Annotated in this window: 14 protein-coding genes; 7 read left to right on the top strand and 7 right to left on the bottom strand. The window is 67.6% G+C overall.

The genetic code is table 11. From position 1 onward, the window contains the following. Nucleotides 1-14: 14 nt before the first annotated feature. Both paaI and paaG read right to left on the bottom strand, forming a co-directional pair. Nucleotides 15-461, bottom strand: a complete 447-nt coding sequence (gene paaI, locus CXY91_RS19420) for a hydroxyphenylacetyl-CoA thioesterase PaaI (protein WP_100962868.1) — start codon at nt 459-461, stop codon at nt 15-17. After that, a complete protein-coding gene (gene paaG, locus CXY91_RS19415; RefSeq protein ID WP_100962867.1) occupies nt 458-1,258 on the bottom strand; it encodes a 2-(1,2-epoxy-1,2-dihydrophenyl)acetyl-CoA isomerase PaaG in 801 nt (266 codons plus the stop codon). The genes paaI and paaG overlap by 4 nt, the downstream gene beginning before the upstream one ends. 223 nt (nt 1,259-1,481) lie before the next feature. Between paaG and CXY91_RS19410 the strand changes: the two genes are divergently transcribed. The 5 genes from CXY91_RS19410 to CXY91_RS19390 all read left to right on the top strand — a co-directional run bounded on the left by CXY91_RS19410 (nt 1,482) and on the right by CXY91_RS19390 (nt 6,105). Beyond that, entirely contained in the window at nt 1,482-2,618 is a 1,137-nt protein-coding gene (locus CXY91_RS19410) for an ABC transporter substrate-binding protein (protein ID WP_100962935.1), read from the top strand. Between the two features lie 185 nt (nt 2,619-2,803). Then, nucleotides 2,804-3,676, top strand: a complete 873-nt coding sequence (locus CXY91_RS19405) for a branched-chain amino acid ABC transporter permease (protein WP_091833196.1) — start codon at nt 2,804-2,806, stop codon at nt 3,674-3,676. Between the two features lie 2 nt (nt 3,677-3,678). Then, the gene (locus CXY91_RS19400) at nt 3,679-4,632 is read left to right on the top strand and encodes a branched-chain amino acid ABC transporter permease (protein WP_199777510.1); all 954 of its coding nucleotides are present in this window, start codon (nt 3,679-3,681) and stop codon (nt 4,630-4,632) included. Continuing rightward, on the top strand, nt 4,632-5,417 hold the full coding sequence (locus CXY91_RS19395) for an ABC transporter ATP-binding protein (protein WP_100962865.1): 786 nt from the start codon (nt 4,632-4,634) through the stop codon (nt 5,415-5,417). Before CXY91_RS19400 ends, CXY91_RS19395 begins: the two co-directional genes overlap by 1 nt. Then, on the top strand, nt 5,404-6,105 hold the full coding sequence (locus tag CXY91_RS19390; RefSeq protein ID WP_091833204.1) for an ABC transporter ATP-binding protein: 702 nt from the start codon (nt 5,404-5,406) through the stop codon (nt 6,103-6,105). Before CXY91_RS19395 ends, CXY91_RS19390 begins: the two co-directional genes overlap by 14 nt. A 28-nt stretch (nt 6,106-6,133) precedes the next feature. Here CXY91_RS19390 and hmgA read toward each other — a convergent pair whose 3' ends face one another. Both hmgA and CXY91_RS19380 read right to left on the bottom strand, forming a co-directional pair. Beyond that, on the bottom strand, nt 6,134-7,486 hold the full coding sequence (gene hmgA / locus CXY91_RS19385; RefSeq protein ID WP_100962864.1) for a homogentisate 1,2-dioxygenase: 1,353 nt from the start codon (nt 7,484-7,486) through the stop codon (nt 6,134-6,136). Between the two features lie 440 nt (nt 7,487-7,926). Continuing rightward, nucleotides 7,927-8,163, bottom strand: coding sequence for a DUF1127 domain-containing protein (locus CXY91_RS19380; protein WP_100962863.1), 237 nt, complete (start codon nt 8,161-8,163; stop codon nt 7,927-7,929). 175 nt (nt 8,164-8,338) lie between these two features. Between CXY91_RS19380 and CXY91_RS19375 the strand changes: the two genes are divergently transcribed. Together CXY91_RS19375 and CXY91_RS19370 are read left to right on the top strand one after the other, a co-directional pair. Next, a complete protein-coding gene (locus CXY91_RS19375) occupies nt 8,339-9,682 on the top strand; it encodes an aminotransferase-like domain-containing protein (RefSeq protein ID WP_100962862.1) in 1,344 nt (447 codons plus the stop codon). Nucleotides 9,683-9,771: 89 nt separating this feature from the next. After that, nucleotides 9,772-11,244, top strand: a complete 1,473-nt coding sequence (locus tag CXY91_RS19370) for a protein adenylyltransferase SelO (protein ID WP_100962861.1) — start codon at nt 9,772-9,774, stop codon at nt 11,242-11,244. A 36-nt stretch (nt 11,245-11,280) separates the two neighbouring features. Here the strand turns inward: CXY91_RS19370 and CXY91_RS19365 are convergent, their stop codons facing one another. The 3 genes from CXY91_RS19365 to CXY91_RS19355 form a co-directional block, all read right to left on the bottom strand. Then, nucleotides 11,281-12,660: an L-serine ammonia-lyase gene (locus CXY91_RS19365; protein WP_100962860.1), complete on the bottom strand. Its 1,380-nt coding sequence runs from the start codon at nt 12,658-12,660 to the stop codon at nt 11,281-11,283. An 81-nt stretch (nt 12,661-12,741) separates the two neighbouring features. Further along, nucleotides 12,742-15,894, bottom strand: a complete 3,153-nt coding sequence (locus CXY91_RS19360; protein ID WP_280141477.1) for an efflux RND transporter permease subunit — start codon at nt 15,892-15,894, stop codon at nt 12,742-12,744. Beyond that, the gene (locus CXY91_RS19355; RefSeq protein ID WP_100962934.1) at nt 15,891-19,067 is read right to left on the bottom strand and encodes an efflux RND transporter permease subunit; all 3,177 of its coding nucleotides are present in this window, start codon (nt 19,065-19,067) and stop codon (nt 15,891-15,893) included. Before CXY91_RS19355 ends, CXY91_RS19360 begins: the two co-directional genes overlap by 4 nt. Between the last annotated feature and the right edge of the window lie 107 nt (nt 19,068-19,174).

The following is a 19,174-nucleotide window of genomic DNA, read 5'->3' as shown; positions in this document are numbered from 1 at the left end:
TTCAGCCGGTGCGTTCAGTCCGGTACGGGTATCGGCGTGCCCTTGACGGTGCGGGAATGGCCGCGGAATTCCGCGACATGCTCGCCGTTCTGGTTCGTCACCGTGATGTCGTAGATGCCGCCGCGGCCGATGCGCGAGACTTCGCGCGCGCTCGCAGTGAGGCGGTCGCCCGCGAAGGCCGGGCGCAGGAAGGTCACCGAGCAATGCTGCGCGACGGTGTTCTGGTTGTAGCTGTTGCAGGCGAAGGCAAAGGCCGAATCCGCCAATGTGAAGATGTAGCCGCCATGGCAGGTCTTGTGGCCGTTGGTCATTTCGGCCGTGACGGTCAGCGACAGCCGCGCCTCGCCGGGGCCGACCGCATCGAGGCTCATGCCGAGGCTGCGGGAAGCGAGGTCCTTCTCCCACATCGCCGCGGCAGAGGCGCGGGCGACGGCGACCGGATCGGAGAAGTCCAGGCTCATCGTCCGCTGAACTTCGGCTGGCGCTTGTCGAGGAAGGCGAGCACGCCCTCGGCATAGTCGGCGCTGCGGCCGGCCCGGCGCTGCAAATCGCGCTCGAGATCGAGCTGCTGGTCGAGGGTGTTGCCGGCCGCGGCCTGGATCGCCTGCTTGATCAGGCCGAGCCCGAAGGTCGGGCCGGCGGCGAGCTTCTTGCCGAGTGCCTCGGCCTCGCTCATCAGCTCTGCATCGTCGACGGTGCGCCAGATCAGGCCCCAGGCGGCGGCGGTTTCCGCCGTCAGCGGCTCCGCGGTCAGCGCGAGCGCCTTGGCGCGGGCTTCGCCGAGCAATTGCGCGAGGCTCCAGGTTCCGCCGGAATCGGGGATGAGGCCGATCTTCGAGAAGGCCTGGATGAACTTCGCCGACCGCGCCGCCAGCACGATGTCGCAGGCGATCGCGATATTGGCGCCGGCGCCGGCGGCGACGCCGTTGACCGCGCAGACGACCGGCTTGTCGAGACTGCGGATCTGGCGGATCAGCGGATTATAGAAGCTTTCGATCGTGCGGCCGAGATCCGGCGCCGTCTCCTTGCGCGGATCGCGATCGCCGAGGTCCTGGCCGGCGCAGAAGCCGCGGCCGGCGCCGGTGAGCAGCACCGCGCGGATGTCGCTCTCGTCATGCGCACGCTGGAAGCCGGCACGCAGCGCCAGATGCATCTCGTCGTTGAAGGCATTCAGCTTGTCGGGACGATTGAGCGTCAGCCGCAGCAGGCCGTCGGCGAGCTCGATCTTGACCGTGTCGGACACGCGCCGTCCTCCCATATCGTCGCGGCCTTGGGCCGTCGCTCCAAAAAATTCCTTGCATAGTCCGAACGGTCGGTCAATTATTAACTCAACACAGGCGCGAGCAAGCTGGATGGGTCCGCCCGATCCAAGCCGATCGAGTCTGCGGGGAACGATAAGGACTGTGCTCCGAACCTTCGGCGGCGCGGCGACAGCCACAAAGCGCTTCGACAAAAAAGCGCCTGGGACGGTGGAGGAAACGATGAAGTTCGGACTAATCGGCGGCGCGCTCGCGCTGACGCTCGGCCTGGCTGGCCCGGCCTTCGCCGACATCAAGATCGGCGCCTCGGTCTCCGAGACCGGCCCGGCCTCCTCGCTCGGCGACCCCGAGGCCAAGACCCTCAAGATGCTGGTCGACGAGATCAATGCCGCCGGCGGCGTGCTCGGCCAGAAGCTCAAGCTCGTCCTCTATGACGATGGCGGCGATCCGAACAAGGCGCGCACCTTCGCCACCCGCCTGGTCGAGGACGACGAGGTCGTCGCGATCGTCGGCGGCTCGACCACCGGCACCACCATGTCGATCATCTCGGTCGTCGAGAACGCCAAGATCCCGTTCATCTCGCTGGCGGGCGCGATCGAGATCGTCGATCCCGTGAAGCCCTTCGTCTTCAAGACGCCGCATACCGACCGGATGGCCTGCCGCAAGATCTTCGAGGACATGAAGGCCAAGGGCTTCAGCAAGATCGCGCTGATCTCAGGCTCTGACGGCTTCGGCGCCTCGATGCGCAAGCAGTGCCTGCAGGTCATCGGCGAGTTCGGCATCACCGTGCTGGCGGAGGAGACCTATGGCCCGAACGACGCCGACATGACCCCGCAGCTCACCAATATCCGCTCCAAGGCCGATGTGCAGGCGATCCTCAATCCCGGCTTCGGCCAGGGCCCGGCGATCGTGACCCGCAATTACGGCCAGCTCGGCATCAAGACACCGCTCTACCAGTCGCATGGCGTCGCTTCGAAGAGCTTCATCGACCTCGCCGGCCCGGCCTCGGAAGGCGTGCGCCTGCCAGGCACCGCCGTCCTCGTCGCTAGCCTCCTGCCGGCGAACGACCCGCAGAAGGCGGTCGTCTCGGCCTATACGAGCACCTACCAGGCGAAGTTCAACCAGCCCGCCTCCACCTTCGGCGGCTATGCACATGATGGCCTGCGGCTGCTGGTCGATGCGATCAAGCGTGCCGGCAAGGCCGAGCCGAAGGCGATCCGCGACGCGCTCGAGGGCACCAAGGGCTTCGTCGGCGTCACCGGCACCTTCAACATGGCGGCATCAGACCATCTCGGCCTCGACCTTTCCGCCTTCCGCATGCTCGAGATCAAGGGCGGCAACTGGGCACTGGTGCAGTAGGGCGCCGGAATGGGGCGCGTCTGCGGTCGCTGAGCGACGCCCTTTGCGTCATGGTCGGGCTTGTCCCGACCATCCACGTCTTCCCTCGGGCAAGGCGGTGTTCAAGACGTGGATGCTCGCCACAAGGGCGAGCATGACGGGCTGGACTGGCCTTCAGCATCTGATCTCGCCACGGGGAGCCTAGAGTGCCCGAACTTCTCCAATACCTGTTGTCGGGCGTGACGGTTGGGGCTGTCTATGCGCTCGTCGCGCTTGGCTTCACCCTGATCTACAACGCCTCCGACGTGGTGAACTTCGCCCAGGGCGAGTTCGTCATGCTCGGCGGCATGATCACCTTCTTCGCCTGGCAGGCCGGCATCCCGCTGCCGCTGGCGGCGCTGCTCGCCATCCTCGCCGCCGCGACGATCGGCGTGCTCCTCAACAAGCTCGCGATCGAGCCGGCGCGCGGCGCGCCGGTCGCCAGCCTGATCATCATCACCATCGGCGCCTCGATCTTCCTGCGCGGCAGCGCCCAGCTCGTCTTCGACAAGCAACTCCACCGCTTCCCGAGCTTCTCCGGCGATGATCCGCTCAGGGTCTTCGGCGCGACGATGCTGCCGCAGGGCCTCTGGGTCATCGCCGGGGCGGTCGCGATCTTCGTTGTCCTGTGGCTGTTCTTCGCCCGCACGCTGACCGGCAAGGCCGTGCTCGCCACCGCCAACAACCGCATCGCGGCGAGCCTGGTCGGCATCAATCCCAATCACATGATGACACTGAGCTTCGCCGTCTCGGCCGCGATCGGCGCGCTCGCCGGCGTGCTCGTCACCCCGATCACCCTCACCAGTTATGATCTCGGCGTCGCGATGGCGTTGAAGGGCTTCGCCGCCGCCATGCTCGGCGGCATGGGCGTTCCGGCCGGGGCGTTGATCGGCGGCCTGCTGCTCGGACTGATCGAGGCGCTGACCGCCGGCTACGTCAGTTCGGTCTACAAGGACGCGGTCGCCTTCGTGCTGATCCTCGTGATCCTGTTCGCGCGGCCTCAAGGGCTGTTCGGCCGCAAGGCGATGGACCGGGTCTGACGATGCGCCTGTCCCAAAAGCATCTGATCCTGATCGTGCTGGCGGCGCTGATCGCACTGGCGCCGGCCTTCTTCCCTTCGAATTTCTACTACCGCATCGGCGCGCTGATCTTCGTCAACGGGCTCGCTGTTACCGGCCTCGTCGTGCTGATCGGCTTCGCCGGCCAGATCAGCCTCGGCCATGCCGGCTTCGCCGGAATCGGCGCCTATGCCTGCGCCCTGGCGCCGGGCTATCTCGGTTTGCATCCCGGCCTCGCCATGCTGCTCGGCGCCGTCTTATCGGGCGGCGTCGCCTGGCTGATCGGACGGCCGATCCTGCGCCTCAAGGGCTATTACCTCGCCGTCGCCACCCTCGGCTTCGGCATCCTCGTCTCGATGGTCCTTGCCAACGAGGCGAAGATCACCGGCGGGCCGGACGGGCGCGAGGTCGCCGAGCTTGGCCTGCGCAGCGTGCTTGCCGCCATCGGCATCGGCCTGAGCAACGCCCAGTTCTGGTATGCCGCTACCGGCCTCTCGATGCTCGCGGGCGCCTGGATCGCGCTCAACCTGCAGGATAGCCCCTCGGGACGGGCGCTGCGTGCCCTGCACGATTCAGAGGTCGCGGCCCGCACCGTCGGTGTCGACGTCGCCCGGCTGAAACTCTCGGCCTTCGTGATCTCGGCCGTCTACGCCTCGTTGTCCGGTTCGCTGCTGGCGCTGATGAACCGCTTCATCACGCCCGATGTCGCCGGCTTCCTGCATTCGGTCGAGCTGGTGACGATGACGGTGTTCGGTGGCGTCGGCTCGGTGCCCGGCGCCATCCTCGGCGCCGCGACGCTGACCCTGCTGCCGCAGGCGCTGACTGTGCTGCAGCAATACGAGAACCTCATCCTCGGCCTGATCATGATGCTGGTGATGATCTTCATGCGCGAGGGGCTGCTGCCCTCGATCATGCGCCGCCTGAAGGGGAGGGGCTGATGACGCTTCTCTCGGTCGAAGGGCTCGGCATCGATTTCGGCGGCCTGCGCGCCGTCAACGATGTCGGCTTCTCGGTCTCGCCCGGCGAGATCGTTTCGGTGATCGGTCCGAACGGCGCGGGCAAGACCACGCTGTTCAACATGATCTCGGGCGTCTATCAGCCGCAGCGCGGCCGGATCGCGCTGGACGGGCAGGACGTCACCGGCCTGGCGCCGAACCGCCTCGCCGAGCGCGGCCTCTCCCGCACCTTCCAGAACCTGCAGATCTTCCAGCGCATGAGCGTGCTGGAGAATGCCATGACCGGCTGCCATCTCCGGGAACGCGGGCCGATCCTCGGCGATCTCCTCAGCCTGCCGTCCTCGCGCCGCCGCAGCGCCGACGCCAGGGCGCGCGCCACCGAACTGCTGGAGCGCGTCGGCCTGGCGCGCGGCGCCGAGCGGGAGGCCTCCTCGCTCTCCTATGGCGCGCTGAAGCGCTTGGAGATCGCGCGCGCTCTGGCGCTGGAGCCGCGCATCCTTCTGCTCGACGAGCCGGCGGCCGGCTGCAACGCCGTCGAGACCGAGGAGATCGACCACCTGATCGCCGAGGTCGCCAGGTCCGGCGTCGCCATTCTCCTGGTCGAGCACGACATGAAGATGGTGATGCGGATATCCCAGCACATCGTCGTGCTCGATCGCGGCGAGAAGATCGCCGAGGGTGCGCCGGCCGCCGTCTCGCGCGATCCCAGGGTGATCGAGGCCTATCTCGGCACACAAAGCGCGGAGGTGGGCCATGCTCTCGGTTGAGGGCTTACGCTCGCGTTATGGCCGCATCGAGGTCCTGCACGGGGTCGACCTGGAAGTCGGCTCGGGCGAGATCGTCACCGTGGTCGGCGCCAACGGTGCCGGCAAGACGACGCTGCTGCGCTGCATCTCCGGCGTGCAGCCGGCGAGCGGTGGCGCGATCATCTTCCGCGGCGAGGCGTTGAAGGCGATTCCGGCGCATCGCCGCGTGGCCTTGGGACTTTCGCAGTCGCCGGAAGGCCGGCTGATCTTCACCAACCTGACCGTCGAGGAGAATCTGCGGCTCGGCGCCTATCTCTTCGCCGACGAACGGGTCGAGCGCGACATGGCCGATGCCTTCGCCATGTTCCCGATCCTGAAGGAGAAGCGCAACCTGCCGGCCGGCGGCCTCTCCGGCGGCCAGCAGCAGATGCTGGCGATCGGCCGCGCCTTGATGGCCCGGCCCGCCTGCCTCCTGCTCGACGAGCCGAGCATGGGGCTGGCGCCGATCCTGGTGGCGCAGATCTTCGACGTGGTGAAAAACCTGAAATCGCTCGGGGTCACCGTGCTGCTGGTCGAGCAGAACGCCTATGCGGCTCTCAGGATCGCCGATCGCGGCTATGTCATGGAGACAGGCCGCATCGGCTTCAGCGGCACGGCCGAGGAACTGATCGCCGATCCGCGCATCCGCGAGGCCTATCTCGGCATCTGAGGTGCCGCGCAGCCAATACGCCCCGGCCTCAGGGCTTGGTCGGGTCGAAATGCTTGGTCAGCTTGTGGCCGTAGCCGCCATAGTCCTGCTGCAACGCCTCGCTCTGCGCGGCGAAGGCCGTGACCTGCTGGGGAAAACGCGTCTCGAACATGAAGGCGAGGGTGCCTTCGAGCTTGTGCGGCTTCAGTTCGACGGTGCTGGCCTTCTCGAACGCGGCCACATCCGGCCCATGCGGCAGCATCGTGTTGTGCAGGGAAATGCCGCCCGGCACGAAGCCGCCGCCGGTCTTGGCGTCGTAGACGCCGTAGACCAGCCCCATGAACTCGCTCATCACGTTCATGTGGTACCAGGGCGGGCGGAAGGTGTTCTCGGCCACCAGCCAGCGGTCGGAGAAGATGACGAAGTCGATGTTGGCGGTGCCGGGCGTCTCCGAAGGCGAGGTCAGCACGGTGAAGATCGACGGATCGGCATGGTCGTAGAGGATCGGGCCGACCGGCGAGAAGCGCCTGAGATCGTATTTGTAGGGCGCGTAGTTGCCGTGCCAGGCGACGACGTCGAGCGGCGAATGCGCGATATCGGCGGCCCAGAGATTACCACCCCATTTCACATACATCTTCGAGGGCGCGTCGTGGTCCTCATAGGCCGCGACCGGCGTCAGGAAGTCACGGGGATTGGCGAGGCAGTTGGCGCCGATCGGCCCGCGCTCCGGCAAAGTGAACGCGCCGCCATAGTTCTCGCAGATATAGCCGCGGGCCGGGCCATCCGTGAGCTCGACCCGAATCTTGACGCCGCGCGGGATGACCGCGATCTCGCCCGGCTCGATATCGATGATGCCGAACTCGGTCCACAGGCGTAAGGAACCTTGCTGCGGCACGAACAGCATCTCGCCATCGGCATTGTAGAAGTACTCGTCCACCATCGAGCGCGTGATCAGGTAGACATGCGCGCCCATGCCGCCCTGGCTGCCGGCATCGCCGGCCGTGGTGATGCTATGGACGCCCTCGACGAAGGAGAGCGGCTCCGATGGGATCGGGATCGGGCTCCAGCGCAGCGGCGCGATCGGCATGTCGACCTCGCGGGCCGGTGCCGTGCGCCAGAGGCGGGTATCGACCTTCCTGAACGTGTTCCAATGGGCGACCGTCGGCCGGATGCGATAGAGCCAGGAGCGCTCATTGGTGGTGCGCGGCGCGGTGAAGGGCGAGCCGGAGAGCTGCTCGGCATAGAGCCCGTAGGCGCATTGCTGCGGCGAATTGCGGCCGAGCGGGAGCGCGCCCGGCAGGGCCTCGGTCTCGAAGCCGTTGCCGAAGCCGGACATATAGCCGGTCGCGATCGCGCTCCTGGTCGTGCCGTCCTGCGCGGCAGCCGTGTTCCGAACGTTCATGACACCCTCCCGAAAGACACGGCAGCCCTCCCGCCGCCGGCAGGAGGTATCATATAGTTGCGTTTGTAACCATTTTTCGTGTGACTAACAAGCGAGGATAGCTCGCTTCGCAGGCGCTCATGATCCGCATCATGGGCCGGCCGTTCCGGATTGGCGAGGTCTCGCCGCGCCGGCCCGAGGGGACGTCGTTCGGAAGAGGGGTAGCCTCAATGGGCGCGATGGCGGTAGCCGACCGACGGCACGGTTGGATGCGCCGCGTCAGCGACCGCTCGCGCGAGATTACCTGCCGCTCGAGCTCTGGCCGGCGGCGTTCGAGCCCCTGCCGTCCTCCTCGCCTCGGAATCGGATGACCACCGAGGACGGGCTCGGGAAGCTGCTGACCGGTCGGCCTCAATCTGACGATGATCTGCGATCGGCAGCGTGTCGGCCGCGCATGTCCGTCACATGCGCTTCCGGCCGGTGCGTGGGATGCGCCCCTGCACGGCCGCCTCGATCTGGCTTCTGGCGATGCCGATGTCGTGCAGGGCGCACTCGTCGAGCTCGCGCAGGTGGTCGATCGCGCCGCGGCGCTCGAAATAGCGCACGACGGCCTGGCACCATGCGGCCGGCAAGCGGAGCCATGCCTCGGAGCGCTTTGCACTGACGAGGCGGGCGATGGTCGGCAGAACCGCAGACATGTTGGCCTCCGTTGGGCAGCACCGGGCCAGACGTCGGCAACACGCTCTCGTCACGTCGACGAGGTGATCCTCGGCCGTCGTAACCTTCGCGATTTCCGGTGCGGCTAGGTTGATGAAGGCAAAATGATCCGATACAAATATCGGATCAATGAAAACATTGATCTCGGTGCAATAAATGTCGAAATCCGACTATCTGAGGCTGGCCGACATGATCGCGGCCGATATCGCCGCCGGGACGCTCAAGCCGGGCGAGCGCCTGCCGCCGCAGCGCAACTTCGCCTATGAGCGCAAGATCGCCGTCTCGACGGCGAGCAGGGTCTATGCCGAGCTGCTGCGCCGCGGGCTCGTCGTCGGCGAGGTCGGCCGGGGCACGTTCGTCTCGGGCGAGGCCAGGCGTGGCGTCGCGGCGCCCGGCGAACCGAGCGGCACAAGGATCGATCTCGAGTTCAACTACCCGATCCTGCCGCGGCAGGCCGCTCTGATCGCCAGGAGTCTCGCCGGCCTCGATGAGGCCGCGGCGCTCGATGCCGCCTTGCGGCAGGCAACCAGCGTCGGCACGCCGGCGATCCGCAGCATTGGTGCCGCCTTCCTCTCGCAAGGCGGCTGGACTCCGGCGCCCGAGCAGCTGGTCTTCACCGGCAATGGCCGCCAATCCGTCGCTGCGGCGCTCGCCGCTCTCGTTCCGACCGGCGGCCGCTGCGGCGTCGAGGCCCTGACCTACCCCTTCATCAAGGGGATCGCCGCCCGATTGGCTATCACGCTGGTGCCTTTGGCGATGGACGAGAGTGGCATACGGCCAGACGCCGTGGAGAAGGCGCATCGCGAAGCCCATCTGTCGGCGCTCTATATCCAGCCGGCGGTCCAGAACCCGCTGGGAACGACGATGCCGCAGGCGCGCCGGGCCGATCTGCTGGGGGTCGCCCAGGCGCTCGGCCTGCCGATCATCGAGGACAATGTCTATGGCTTCCTCGAGGATGGGCCGCCGCTGGCGGCGCTCGCGCCGGACTCCTGCATCGTGATCGACAGTCTGTCCAAGAAGGTCGCGCCGGGGCTGACGCTGGGCTTCGTCGTGGTGCCGCTACGCCTGCGCGAGAGCATCAAGGCCTCGGTGCGTTCCGGCGGCTGGACGGCGACGGGGTTCGCCTTCGCGGCCGCCCAGCGGATGATGAGCGACGGCACCATCGCCGAGCTCGCCGAGGCGAAGCGCCTCGATGCCCGCGCGCGCCAGGCACTCGCGGCAGAGCGCCTCGCCGGCTTCGAGGTCCAGGCCAACAGGAACTGCTACCATCTGTGGCTGACGCTGCCGGCGCATTGGCGCTCGCAGAGCTTCGTTGCGGCCGCGGCCCGGCGCGACATCGCACTGACCCCGTCGAGCACCTTCGCGGCGACGCCTGGTCATGCGCCGAACGCGGTCAGGCTGGCTTTGGCGACGCCGAGCATGGAGCAGCTCGATCTCGGCCTGCATACGCTGGCCGCGCTCCTGCACGCCCGGGAGGACGATTTCGACTCGACGGAGTAAGCGAGGCACCGCAGGCGACGGCCGGCGGAACGGCCTGCCGGAGCTCGGCCTCATGTTGCGATGGCGCTTTCCGCGTATATCTACGATCGATGAGCCCGATCGCCTTCGACAATTCCTATGCGCGCCTGCCGGAGCGCTTCTACGCGACCGTGGCCCCGACGCCCGTGGCTGCGCCCCGTCTGATCCGGCTGAACACGCCGCTCGCACTGGACCTCGGGCTCGATCCCGACTGGCTGGAAGGCCCGGAGGGCGTGGCCATGCTGGCCGGCAACGACGTACCGGTCGGCGCAGCATCGATCGCGACCGCCTATGCGGGCCATCAGTTCGGCGGCTTCAGCCCTCAGCTCGGCGACGGTCGAGCCATCCTGCTCGGCGAGCTGGTCGATCGGCGCGGCAGGCGCCGGGATCTCCAGCTCAAGGGATCTGGCCCGACCCCGTTCTCGCGTCGCGGCGACGGCCGGGCGGCGCTGGGGCCGGTCCTGCGCGAATACATCGTCAGCGAAGCGATGGCTGCGCTGGGCATCCCGACGACGCGCGCGCTAGCTGCGGTCCTGACCGGCGAGGCTGTCAGGCGCGAGACGGCATTGCCCGGCGCTGTCCTGACCCGCATCGCCTCCAGCCATATCCGGATCGGCACCTTCCAGTTTTTCGCCGCGCGCGGCGATGTCGAGGCGCTGCGCCTGCTCGCCGACCACGTGATCGAGCGGCACTATCCGGACTGCACCGGCGATGGTCGCTATCTCGCCCTCTTCGAGGCGGTGGTCGCCGCGCAGGCCGCGCTCGTTGCGCAGTGGATGACGATCGGCTTCATCCACGGCGTGATGAACACCGACAACATGTCGATCGCCGGCGAGACCATCGATTACGGGCCCTGCGCCTTCATGGATATCTATCATCCGACGACTGTGTTCAGCTCGATCGATGAACACGGGCGCTATGCCTTCGGCAACCAGCCTCCGATCGCCCGCTGGAATCTGGCGCGCCTGGCCGAGGCGCTGCTGCCGCTGCTGGCCGACGACCCCGACAGGGCCGTGGCGATCGCGCAGGCGGCGCTCGGCCGGTTCGACCCGCAATTCCAGCACAACCTGATCGCAGGCTTCCGTCGCAAGCTCGGCCTCGCCACCGAGGAGGCTGACGATGTCGAGCTGATCAAGGCGCTGCTCGAGACGATGCAGCGCGGCGAGGCCGATTTCACTTTGGTCTTCCGGCGCCTGAGCGAGGCGGCCGGGCGAGCTGACGGCGCGCAGGCCTGCCGCGGCCTCTTTGCCGACCCCGCCGCGTTCGATGCCTGGGACGAGCGCTGGCGCCGGCGCCTGTCGCGGGAGCCTGCATCGGCGAATGAGCGGCAGGATGCCATGCTGGGCACGAACCCGCTGTTCATCCCGCGAAACCATCTGGTCGAGGCGGCGATCCAGGCTGCCGTGGAGCGCGATGACTTCGCTCCGTTCGAGACCCTGATCGACGTTCTCTCCAGGCCTTTCGACGCGCAGCCCGGCCGTGAGGATCACGCACGCCCGCCTGCAGCACATGAGCGCGTGATCGCGACATTTTGCGGGACTTGAGGACGTTTCCGGCGAAAGCCGGTTCGCCTTCAGGGCTCAGCATTCCGGCAGATTGACCGCCAGACCGCCGAGGCTGGTTTCCTTGAAGCGCTCGTTCATGGCTTCGCCGGTCTGGCGCATCGCCTCGATGCAATTGTCGAGCGGCATGAAATGCGAGCCGTCGCCGCGCAGGGCGAGCGAGGCGGCCGCGACCGCCTTGATCGCGCCGATGCCGTTGCGCTCGATGCAGGGCACCTGGACGAGGCCTGCCGCAGGGTCGCAGGTCATGCCGAGATGGTGTTCGAGGGCGATCTCCGCAGCGTTCTCGACCTGCTCGGGTGATCCGCCCAGCACTGCGCAGAACCCGGCCGCCGCCATCGCCGCGGCGGAGCCGACTTCGCCTTGGCAGCCGGCCTCGGCGCCGGAGATCGAGGCGTTGTGCTTGATCAGTCCGCCGATCGCCGCAGCCGTCAGCAGGAAGTCGGGGATCCTGCCGGGCTCGGCCCCGACGCAATGGTCGAGATAGTAACGCAGCACGGCAGGCACGACGCCGGCCGCCCCGTTGGTCGGCGAGGTCACCACCCGGCCACCCGCCGCGTTCTCCTCGTTCACGGCCATGGCATAGACGCCGAGCCAGTCCGAGGCCGCATGGGGCTGGGCGCGATTGCTCTGCCGCTCTGCCTCCAGTTGCCGGTGGATCTTCGCGGCCCGGCGGCGCACGCGCAGGCCACCCGGCAATTCGCCCTCTTGGCAAAGGCCCCGCTCGATGCAGCCGTTCATCACCGCCCAGAGGCGGGCAAGGCCGTTGTCGACCTCGTCCGCCGAGCGCAGGTGGATCTCGTTGGCACGCTTCATCTGCGCGATCGAGAGCCCACTTTCGCGCGCCATGCGCAGCATCGTTGCCGCATTCGCGAACGGATAGGGCCAGGAGGATGTGGTGGCGGCGAGGGGAGGCGCCTTGCGCTCCTGCGCCGTCACCACGAAGCCGCCGCCGATCGAATAATAGGTTTCGGACAGGAACTCGGCTCCGGCGGAATCGCGAGCGCAAAAGACGAGCCCATTCGCATGGCCGGGCAAGGGCGGCCCGTAGTCGAAGACGATGTCGACGGCCGGGTCGAAGGCGAGCGGCGGCAGGCCGTCGAGGCGCAGCAGATGCGTTTCCCCGAGCGCATCGAGCTGACGCGCTGCCGCGTCGAAATCGAATTCGGCCGGCGTCCAGCCGAGCAGGCCGAGCGCCACGGCGCGATCCGTGGCGTGGCCCTTCCCGGTGAAGGCGAGCGAGCCGTAGAGCGTGGCGCCGACCGCCGCGGCATCCGCGCGGGACGGGTGCCGGCGCAGGAGCTCCAGGAAATGCGCCGCCGCCGTCATCGGCCCCATCGTATGCGAGGATGACGGGCCGATCCCGATCTTGAAGACGTCGAACACACTCAGGAACATCAACCGCCTCCAGCCGAGCGCGCGATCCTACACGGTCCGGGCGGGAGAGCGAGCGACGCGATCTGCGCCCGGCCGGAAGGATCAGCCTGGCGTCGTGCCGGCCGAAACCGGCTCCGGGGCGGCTGCCTCACCTTTCCGGCGCGCGCTCAGCTTGCTCATCCAGAGATAGATGATCGGCGTGGTGTAGAGCGTCAGGATCTGGCTGAGGACCAGCCCGCCGACGATGGTGATGCCGAGCGGGCGGCGCAGCTCCGCGCCTGGACCGGTTGCGATCATCAGCGGCACCGCACCCAGCATGGCCGAGAGGGTGGTCATCAGGATTGGCCGGAAGCGCTCCAGGCAGGCCTCGAAGATCGCTTCGCGCGACGGCATCGCGCGCTGGCGCTCGGCGCTGATGGCGAAGTCGACCAGCATGATGCCGTTCTTCTTGACGATGCCGATCAGCAGGATGATGCCAATGAAGGCGATGATGGTGAGGTCTGCCCCCGCGATCCGCAGCGCGATCAGCGCGCCCAGCCCGGCCGACGGAAGGGTCGAGAGGATCGTCACCGGGTGGATCAGGCTCTCGTAGAGAACGCCGAGGATGATGTAGACCGCCAGGATCGCGACCAGGATCATCATGCCCTGGCTGCCGGCGCCTTGCGAAAACGCCTTGGCGTCGCCGGCGAATTCCGCCCGCAGCGAGGCCGGCATGTGCAGGCCCTCGACGGCGGCGACGACCGCGTCGCTCGCCTCCTGCAGGCCGACGCCGGGAGCCAGATCGTAGGTGATCGTCACGGCCGGGAACTGGCCCTGATGGTTGATGACGAGCGGCGCGGTGCCGCGCTCGACCTTGACGAGGCTGCGCAGGGGCACCTGCACGCCGTTGCGGCCGGGCACATAGAGATCGAGGATGTCATTGGGGTCGCGGCTGCGCGAAGGTGCGACCTCGAGCACGACGCGGTACTGGTTGCGTGCGCCGTAGATCGTCGAGATCTGGCGCTGGCTGAAGGCGTCCGCCAGCACGTTGTCGATGGCCTGGATCGCGACGCCGAATTGCGAAGCCTTGTTACGGTCGATCACGACATTGGCCTGCAGGCCGCCCTGCTCGCGATCGGTGGAGACGTCGACGAGTTCGGGCAGGGTGCGCAGTTTCTCCAGCACCTTGGGCACCCATTCCTGCAACTCCGGCAGATCGGGATCCCAGAGCGTGAACTGGTATTGCGAACGGCCTTGCCGCCCACCGGCGCGCACATCCTGCACCGGGGTCAGGAAGATGCGCAGACCCGGAATCGAGCCGAGGCGTCCGCGCAGGCGATTGACCACCTGGGCCGAACTCAGGCCGCGTTCCTCCAGAGGTTTCAGGCTGACGAAGAAGCGCCCGGTGTTCACCGAGCCGCCGCCACCGATGAAGGAGGCGACGCCGAGGATCGCAGGATCGCTCGCGACGATCGCCGCCCCCTGCTGCTGGAGCTGCGCCATCGCCGGAAAGGAGATGTCGGTCGAAGCCTGGGTGAAACCGATGATCAGGCCGGTGTCGTCCTGCGGGAAATAGCCCTTCGGGGCGCTGCGGAACATCTGCACGGTCAGCGCCACCGTCGCGACCATCACGACCAGCATCAGCCAGCTATGCCGCAGCACGACCGTGAGCGTGCGGGCATAGAAGCCGATCATCGCCGCCAGCAGGCGCTCGACCGCCCGGTCGAAGCGGTTGGGGGCATGTGGGCCGCTCTTCAGGAAATGCGCGCAGACCATCGGCGTGACGCTGAGCGAGACCGCCGTCGAGACGAGGATGGCGAAGGTCAGCGTCAGCGTGAACTCGCGGAAGAAGCGGCCGGCGACCCCGTCCATGAAGAAGAGCGGGATGAAGGCCGCGATCAGCGAGAGGCTGATCGAGACCACGGTGAAGCCGATCTGGCCGGCGCCGAGCAAGGCGGCGCGCAGCGGCGAGATGCCCCGGGCGACGTTGCGCTCGATGTTCTCGATCATGACGATGGCGTCGTCGACGACGAAGCCGACCGAGATCGTCACCGCCATCAGCGAGAGATTGTCGAGCGTGAAGCCGGCGAGCCACATCGCGGCGAAGGTGCCTGCGATGGAGAGCGGCACGGTGACGCCGGCAGCGATGGTGAGCGTGGTGCGGCGCAGGAACAGGAAGACGACCAGCATCACCAGGGCGATGGAGATCAGCAGCGTATGCTGGATATCGGCGATCGAGGCACGGATCGTGACCGTGCGATCCGACATGATCGAGAACTGGATCCCGGCCGGCACCCAGCGCTGGATCTCGGGCAGCAACGCCTTCACCCGGTCGACGGTGTCGATGACGTTGGCGTCGGCCTGCTTGGTGATGGTGATGAGGATCGCCGGCTTGCCGTTGTACCAGCCGGCGGCGCGGCTGTTGCGCACGCCGCGCTCGACGGTCGCGACATCGGCGAGCCGGACCACCGTGCCTCTGGCCGAGCGCACGACGATATTGCCGTAATCTTCCGGCTCGCGGATCTGGTTGTTGGCGGAGAGCGTCTCGCTGCGCCGCTCGCCGTCGAAGGAGCCGACCGCGGAGACGGTGTTGGCGCCGACGATGGCGGTGCGGATCGTGTCGAGGCTCAGGCCCATGGCAGCAAGCTGGGCAGGATCGACGCGAACGCGGATCGCCGGCTGCTCGGCGCCGTTGACCGTGACCTCGCCGACGCCCTCCACCTGCGAGATGCGCTGGGCGATGACGGTATCGGCGGCGTCGTACATCGCGCTCGGCGTCATCGTGTCCGAGGTCAGGGCCAGGATCAGGATCGGCGCGGCGTTGGGGTTGGCCTTGCGGAATTGCGGCAGGGTCGGCAGGTCGCCGGGCAGATCGGTAGCAGCCGCGTTCAGCGCGGCCTGGACGTCGCGGGCGGCGCTGTCGGTGTTCCGCGTCAGGTCGAACTGCAGCACGATCGAGGTCGAACCCAGCGAGCTCGTCGAGGTGATCTCGGTGACGCCGGGGATCGAGCCCAGGCGTCGCTCGAGGGGCGCGGCGACGCTGCCGGCCATCGTCGCAGGATCGGCGCCCGGCCGGCTGGCGAAGACGCGGATCGTCGGGAAGTCGACGCTGGGCAGGCTCGCCACCGGCAGGAAGACATAGGCGACCATGCCGACGAGGAAGAGGCCGATCGCCATCAGCGTGGTGCCGACGGGGCGCAGGATGAAGGCGTCGGACAGGCCCCTGACCGACTTCCAGCCCTTGTCGTCGTCGCTTTTGTCGGAGACCTCGCTCACTCGGCCGCCTCCGGATCAGGACGGGCCACGACGCCGTCGCGGCCGCCGCCGAGGCGCCGGCGCAGGTTCTCGAGCGCCAGATAGATCACCGGCGTGGTGTAGAGGGTGAGGAGCTGGCTGAGCAGCAGGCCGCCAACGATCGTGATGCCGAGGGGCTGGCGCAATTCGCTCCCCGTTCCGGTCGCCAGTGCCAGCGGCAGGGCGCCGAGCAGCGCCGCGAGCGTCGTCATCATGATCGGCCGGAAGCGCAGCAGGCAGGCCTTGACGATGGCCTCCTCCGCCGACAGCCCCTCCTGCCGTTCGGCGTCGAGCGCGAAGTCGATCATCATGATCGCGTTCTTCTTGACGATGCCCATCAGCAGGATGATGCCGATCAGCGCGACGATCGAGAGCTCGCGGCCGGTCAGGACCAAAGCGAGCAGGGCGCCTACGCCAGCGGAAGGAAGCGTCGTCAGGATCGTGAACGGGTGGACATAGCTCTCGTAGAGGATGCCGAGGACGAGGTAGATCGTCACGATCGCGGCGAGGATCAGCCAGGGCTGATTGGCGAGTGAGCGATTGAATTCGGCGGCATCGGCGCTGAAGGCGCCGGAGATCGCACTCGGCATGCCGATTTCGCGCTCGACCGCGGCGATCATCGTGACGGCATCGCCGAGCGCTTCGCCGGGCGCGAGATCGAAGCTGATGGTCGCCGCCGGGAACTGCTCCTGATGGGCGATGGAGAGCGGCGCCGTCTCGCGGATCAGCCGGGTGAAGGACGAGAGCGGTACCTGCACGCTGTTCTGCGTCACCGTGATGGTGCCGGCGGTGTTGGTCTGCCCCTGCGTGTTGGTGTTGCCGGTGACGTAGAGCTTCGACAGCGCGGACGGGTCGCGCAGATATTGCGGCGCAGCCTCCAGGATCACGCGATACTGGTTCGACTGCTCGTAGATCGTCGCGATCTGCCGCTGGCCGAAGGCGTCGTAGAGCGTGTCGTCGACGGCCTGGATCGAGATGCCGAGCCGGCCCGCCTTGGCCCGGTCGATCTCGACATGGGCGCGCAGCCCGCCATCCTGTGTCTCGTTGGCGACGTTGCGCACGATCGACTCGCGCCGCAGTGCCTCCGAGAGCTTGCGCGCCCATTCCATGACCTGGGCCTGCTCGGCTCCGGTCAGGGTGTACTGGTATTGCGAGCGGCTGGCGCGGGTCGTGATCTGGATGTCCTGCACCGGCTGGACATAGGCCACTAGGCCCGGGATCGCGGCGGCGGCGAGGCGCAGCCGCTCGGCGATCACCACCGCGTCGTCGCGCCGCTCGTCCTTGGGCCGCAGGGTCACCGTCAGGCGGGCGGTGTTCAGGGTGGCATTGGCCTGGCCGATGCCGAGCACGGAAACAACGCCGGTGACGTCGCCATCCTGCTCGAAGGCCCGTGTCGCCTTCTCCTGCAGCCGCTTCATCTCGACGAAGGAGACGTCCGGCGAGGATTCGAGCACGACATTGAGCAGGCCGGTGTCCTGGCTCGGCAGGAAGCCCTTGGGGATGACGATGTACATCCACACCGTCAGCACCGCCGTGGCGACAGTGGCGAGCAGCACGAGCCCGCGCGCCTTCAGCGCCCAGCCGAGCGTGATCTCGTAGAGCCGCGCCATCGCAGTGACCGGCCACTCCGCCAGCCGCATCAGCCAGTTCTCGCGCTCCTGGCCGGCACCATGGCCGCCCTGGCGCAGCATGCGGGCGCACATCATCGGCGTCAGCGTCAGCGAGACCACCGCCGAGACCACGACCGCGATGGTCAGCGTCAGCGCGAATTCGCGGAACATGCGGCCGACCAGCCCGGTCATGAACAGCAGTGGGATGAAGACCGCCACCAGCGAGACCGTCAGCGAGATCACGGTGAAACCGATCTCCTTGGCGCCGTCATAGGCGGCGCGGAGCGGCTTCTTGCCCTGCTCCATGTTGCGCACGATGTTCTCGATCATCACGATCGCATCGTCGACGACGAAGCCGGTGCCGATGGTCAGCGCCATCAGCGAGAGATTGTCGAGGCTGAAGCCGGCGAGCCACATCACCGCGAAGGTCGCGATCAGCGAGAGCGGCAGCGCCACGCCGGCGATGATCGTGGCACGCACCGTGCGCAGGAACAGCAGCACCACCAGCACCACCAGCGCGCAGGCCAGAACCAGCGTGAACTGGACGTCGGCGATCGAGGCGCGGATCGTCTCGGTGCGGTCGCTGACCACCTGCAGCTCGACGCCCGCCGGCATGCCGTTGCGCAGGCGCGGAATCTCCTCTTTCACCCGCGCGACCGTGGTGACGATGTTGGCGCCGGGCTGGCGCATCACGTCGAGCACGACTGCCGTCTTGCCGCGGAACCAGGCGCCGACGCGGCTGTTCTCGAGGTCCTCCAGCACCACGGCCACGTCACGCAGGAAGATCGGTGCGCCGCTGCGATAGGCGACGACGATGTCGCGATAGGCCGAGGCGCTGCCGATCTGGTCGTTGGCGCTGATTGTATAGGCCTGATGATTGCCGTCGAGCGCGCCCTTCGAGCCGGCGACATTGGCGTTGACGATGGCGGTGCGCAGGTCCTCCATGCCGAGGCCGTAGGCGGCAAGGCGAGCGAGATCGGCCTGGATGCGGATTGCCGGCCTGACGCCGCCCTCGATCGAGACATGGCCGACCCCGGAGACTTCCGAGAGGCGCGGCGAGAGCAGCGTGTCGGCGAGATCGCTGAGCTGGCGCAGCGAGACCGTCTCTGAGGTCAGCGCCAGTACCATGATTGGCGCGTCGGCCGGGTTGATCTTCGAATAGGTCGGCGGATAGGGCAGCGTGCGCGGCAAGGTCGAGCCTGCCGCATTGATCGCCGATTGCACGTCCTGGGCGGCGGCATCGATGTCGCGATCGAGATCGAATTGCAGCGTGATCTGGCTGAGCCCGAAGGAGCTCTGCGAATACATTGTCGAGAGCGCCGGGATCTGCCCGAACTGCCGCTCCAGCGGCGCCGTCACCAGCGACGCGATCGTCTCGGGGTTCGCCCCGGGAAGCTGCGTGGTGATCTGGATGGTCGGGAAATCGACCTGCGGCAGGGCCGAGACCGGCAGGCGCAGATAGCCGAGGATGCCGCAGAGCAGTACCGCGACGCCGAGCAGGGAGGTCGCGATCGGCCGGCTGATGAAAGGCGCGGACACGCTCATCGCGGCTGCCCCGTCATGGCTGCGCTTGCGGTCTTTGTGCACCCGATCCGCCGGCCGGGGAACCCTGCCCGCCGGGTGCTGCGCCCTCGCGCGCCCCGCCATTGCGC

This window comes from Allobosea sp. FBZP-16 (assembly GCF_002831785.1).
GTDB classification, from domain to species: domain Bacteria; phylum Pseudomonadota; class Alphaproteobacteria; order Rhizobiales; family Beijerinckiaceae; genus Allobosea; species Allobosea lupini.
Note: the sequence above shows the minus strand (reverse complement) of the source record. Positions and strands in the feature narration are given on the sequence as shown.

Bases quoted from the DNA above. Each gene is read 5' to 3' on its own strand.
- paaI (WP_100962868.1), bottom strand. From the start codon at position 461: ATGAGCCTGGACTTCTCCGATCCGGTCGCCGTCGCCCGCGCCTCTGCC.
- CXY91_RS19395 (WP_100962865.1), top strand. From the start codon at position 4,632: ATGACGCTTCTCTCGGTCGAAGGGCTCGGCATCGATTTCGGCGGCCTG.
- hmgA (WP_100962864.1), bottom strand. From the start codon at position 7,486: ATGAACGTTCGGAACACGGCTGCCGCGCAGGACGGCACGACCAGGAGC.
- CXY91_RS19410 (WP_100962935.1), top strand. From the start codon at position 1,482: ATGAAGTTCGGACTAATCGGCGGCGCGCTCGCGCTGACGCTCGGCCTG.
- paaG (WP_100962867.1), bottom strand. From the start codon at position 1,258: ATGGGAGGACGGCGCGTGTCCGACACGGTCAAGATCGAGCTCGCCGAC.
- CXY91_RS19400 (WP_199777510.1), top strand. From the start codon at position 3,679: ATGCGCCTGTCCCAAAAGCATCTGATCCTGATCGTGCTGGCGGCGCTG.
- CXY91_RS19390 (WP_091833204.1), top strand. From the start codon at position 5,404: ATGCTCTCGGTTGAGGGCTTACGCTCGCGTTATGGCCGCATCGAGGTC.
- CXY91_RS19380 (WP_100962863.1), bottom strand. From the start codon at position 8,163: ATGTCTGCGGTTCTGCCGACCATCGCCCGCCTCGTCAGTGCAAAGCGC.
- CXY91_RS19355 (WP_100962934.1), bottom strand. From the start codon at position 19,067: ATGAGCGTGTCCGCGCCTTTCATCAGCCGGCCGATCGCGACCTCCCTG.
- CXY91_RS19365 (WP_100962860.1), bottom strand. From the start codon at position 12,660: ATGTTCCTGAGTGTGTTCGACGTCTTCAAGATCGGGATCGGCCCGTCA.
- CXY91_RS19375 (WP_100962862.1), top strand. From the start codon at position 8,339: ATGTCGAAATCCGACTATCTGAGGCTGGCCGACATGATCGCGGCCGAT.
- CXY91_RS19370 (WP_100962861.1), top strand. From the start codon at position 9,772: ATGAGCCCGATCGCCTTCGACAATTCCTATGCGCGCCTGCCGGAGCGC.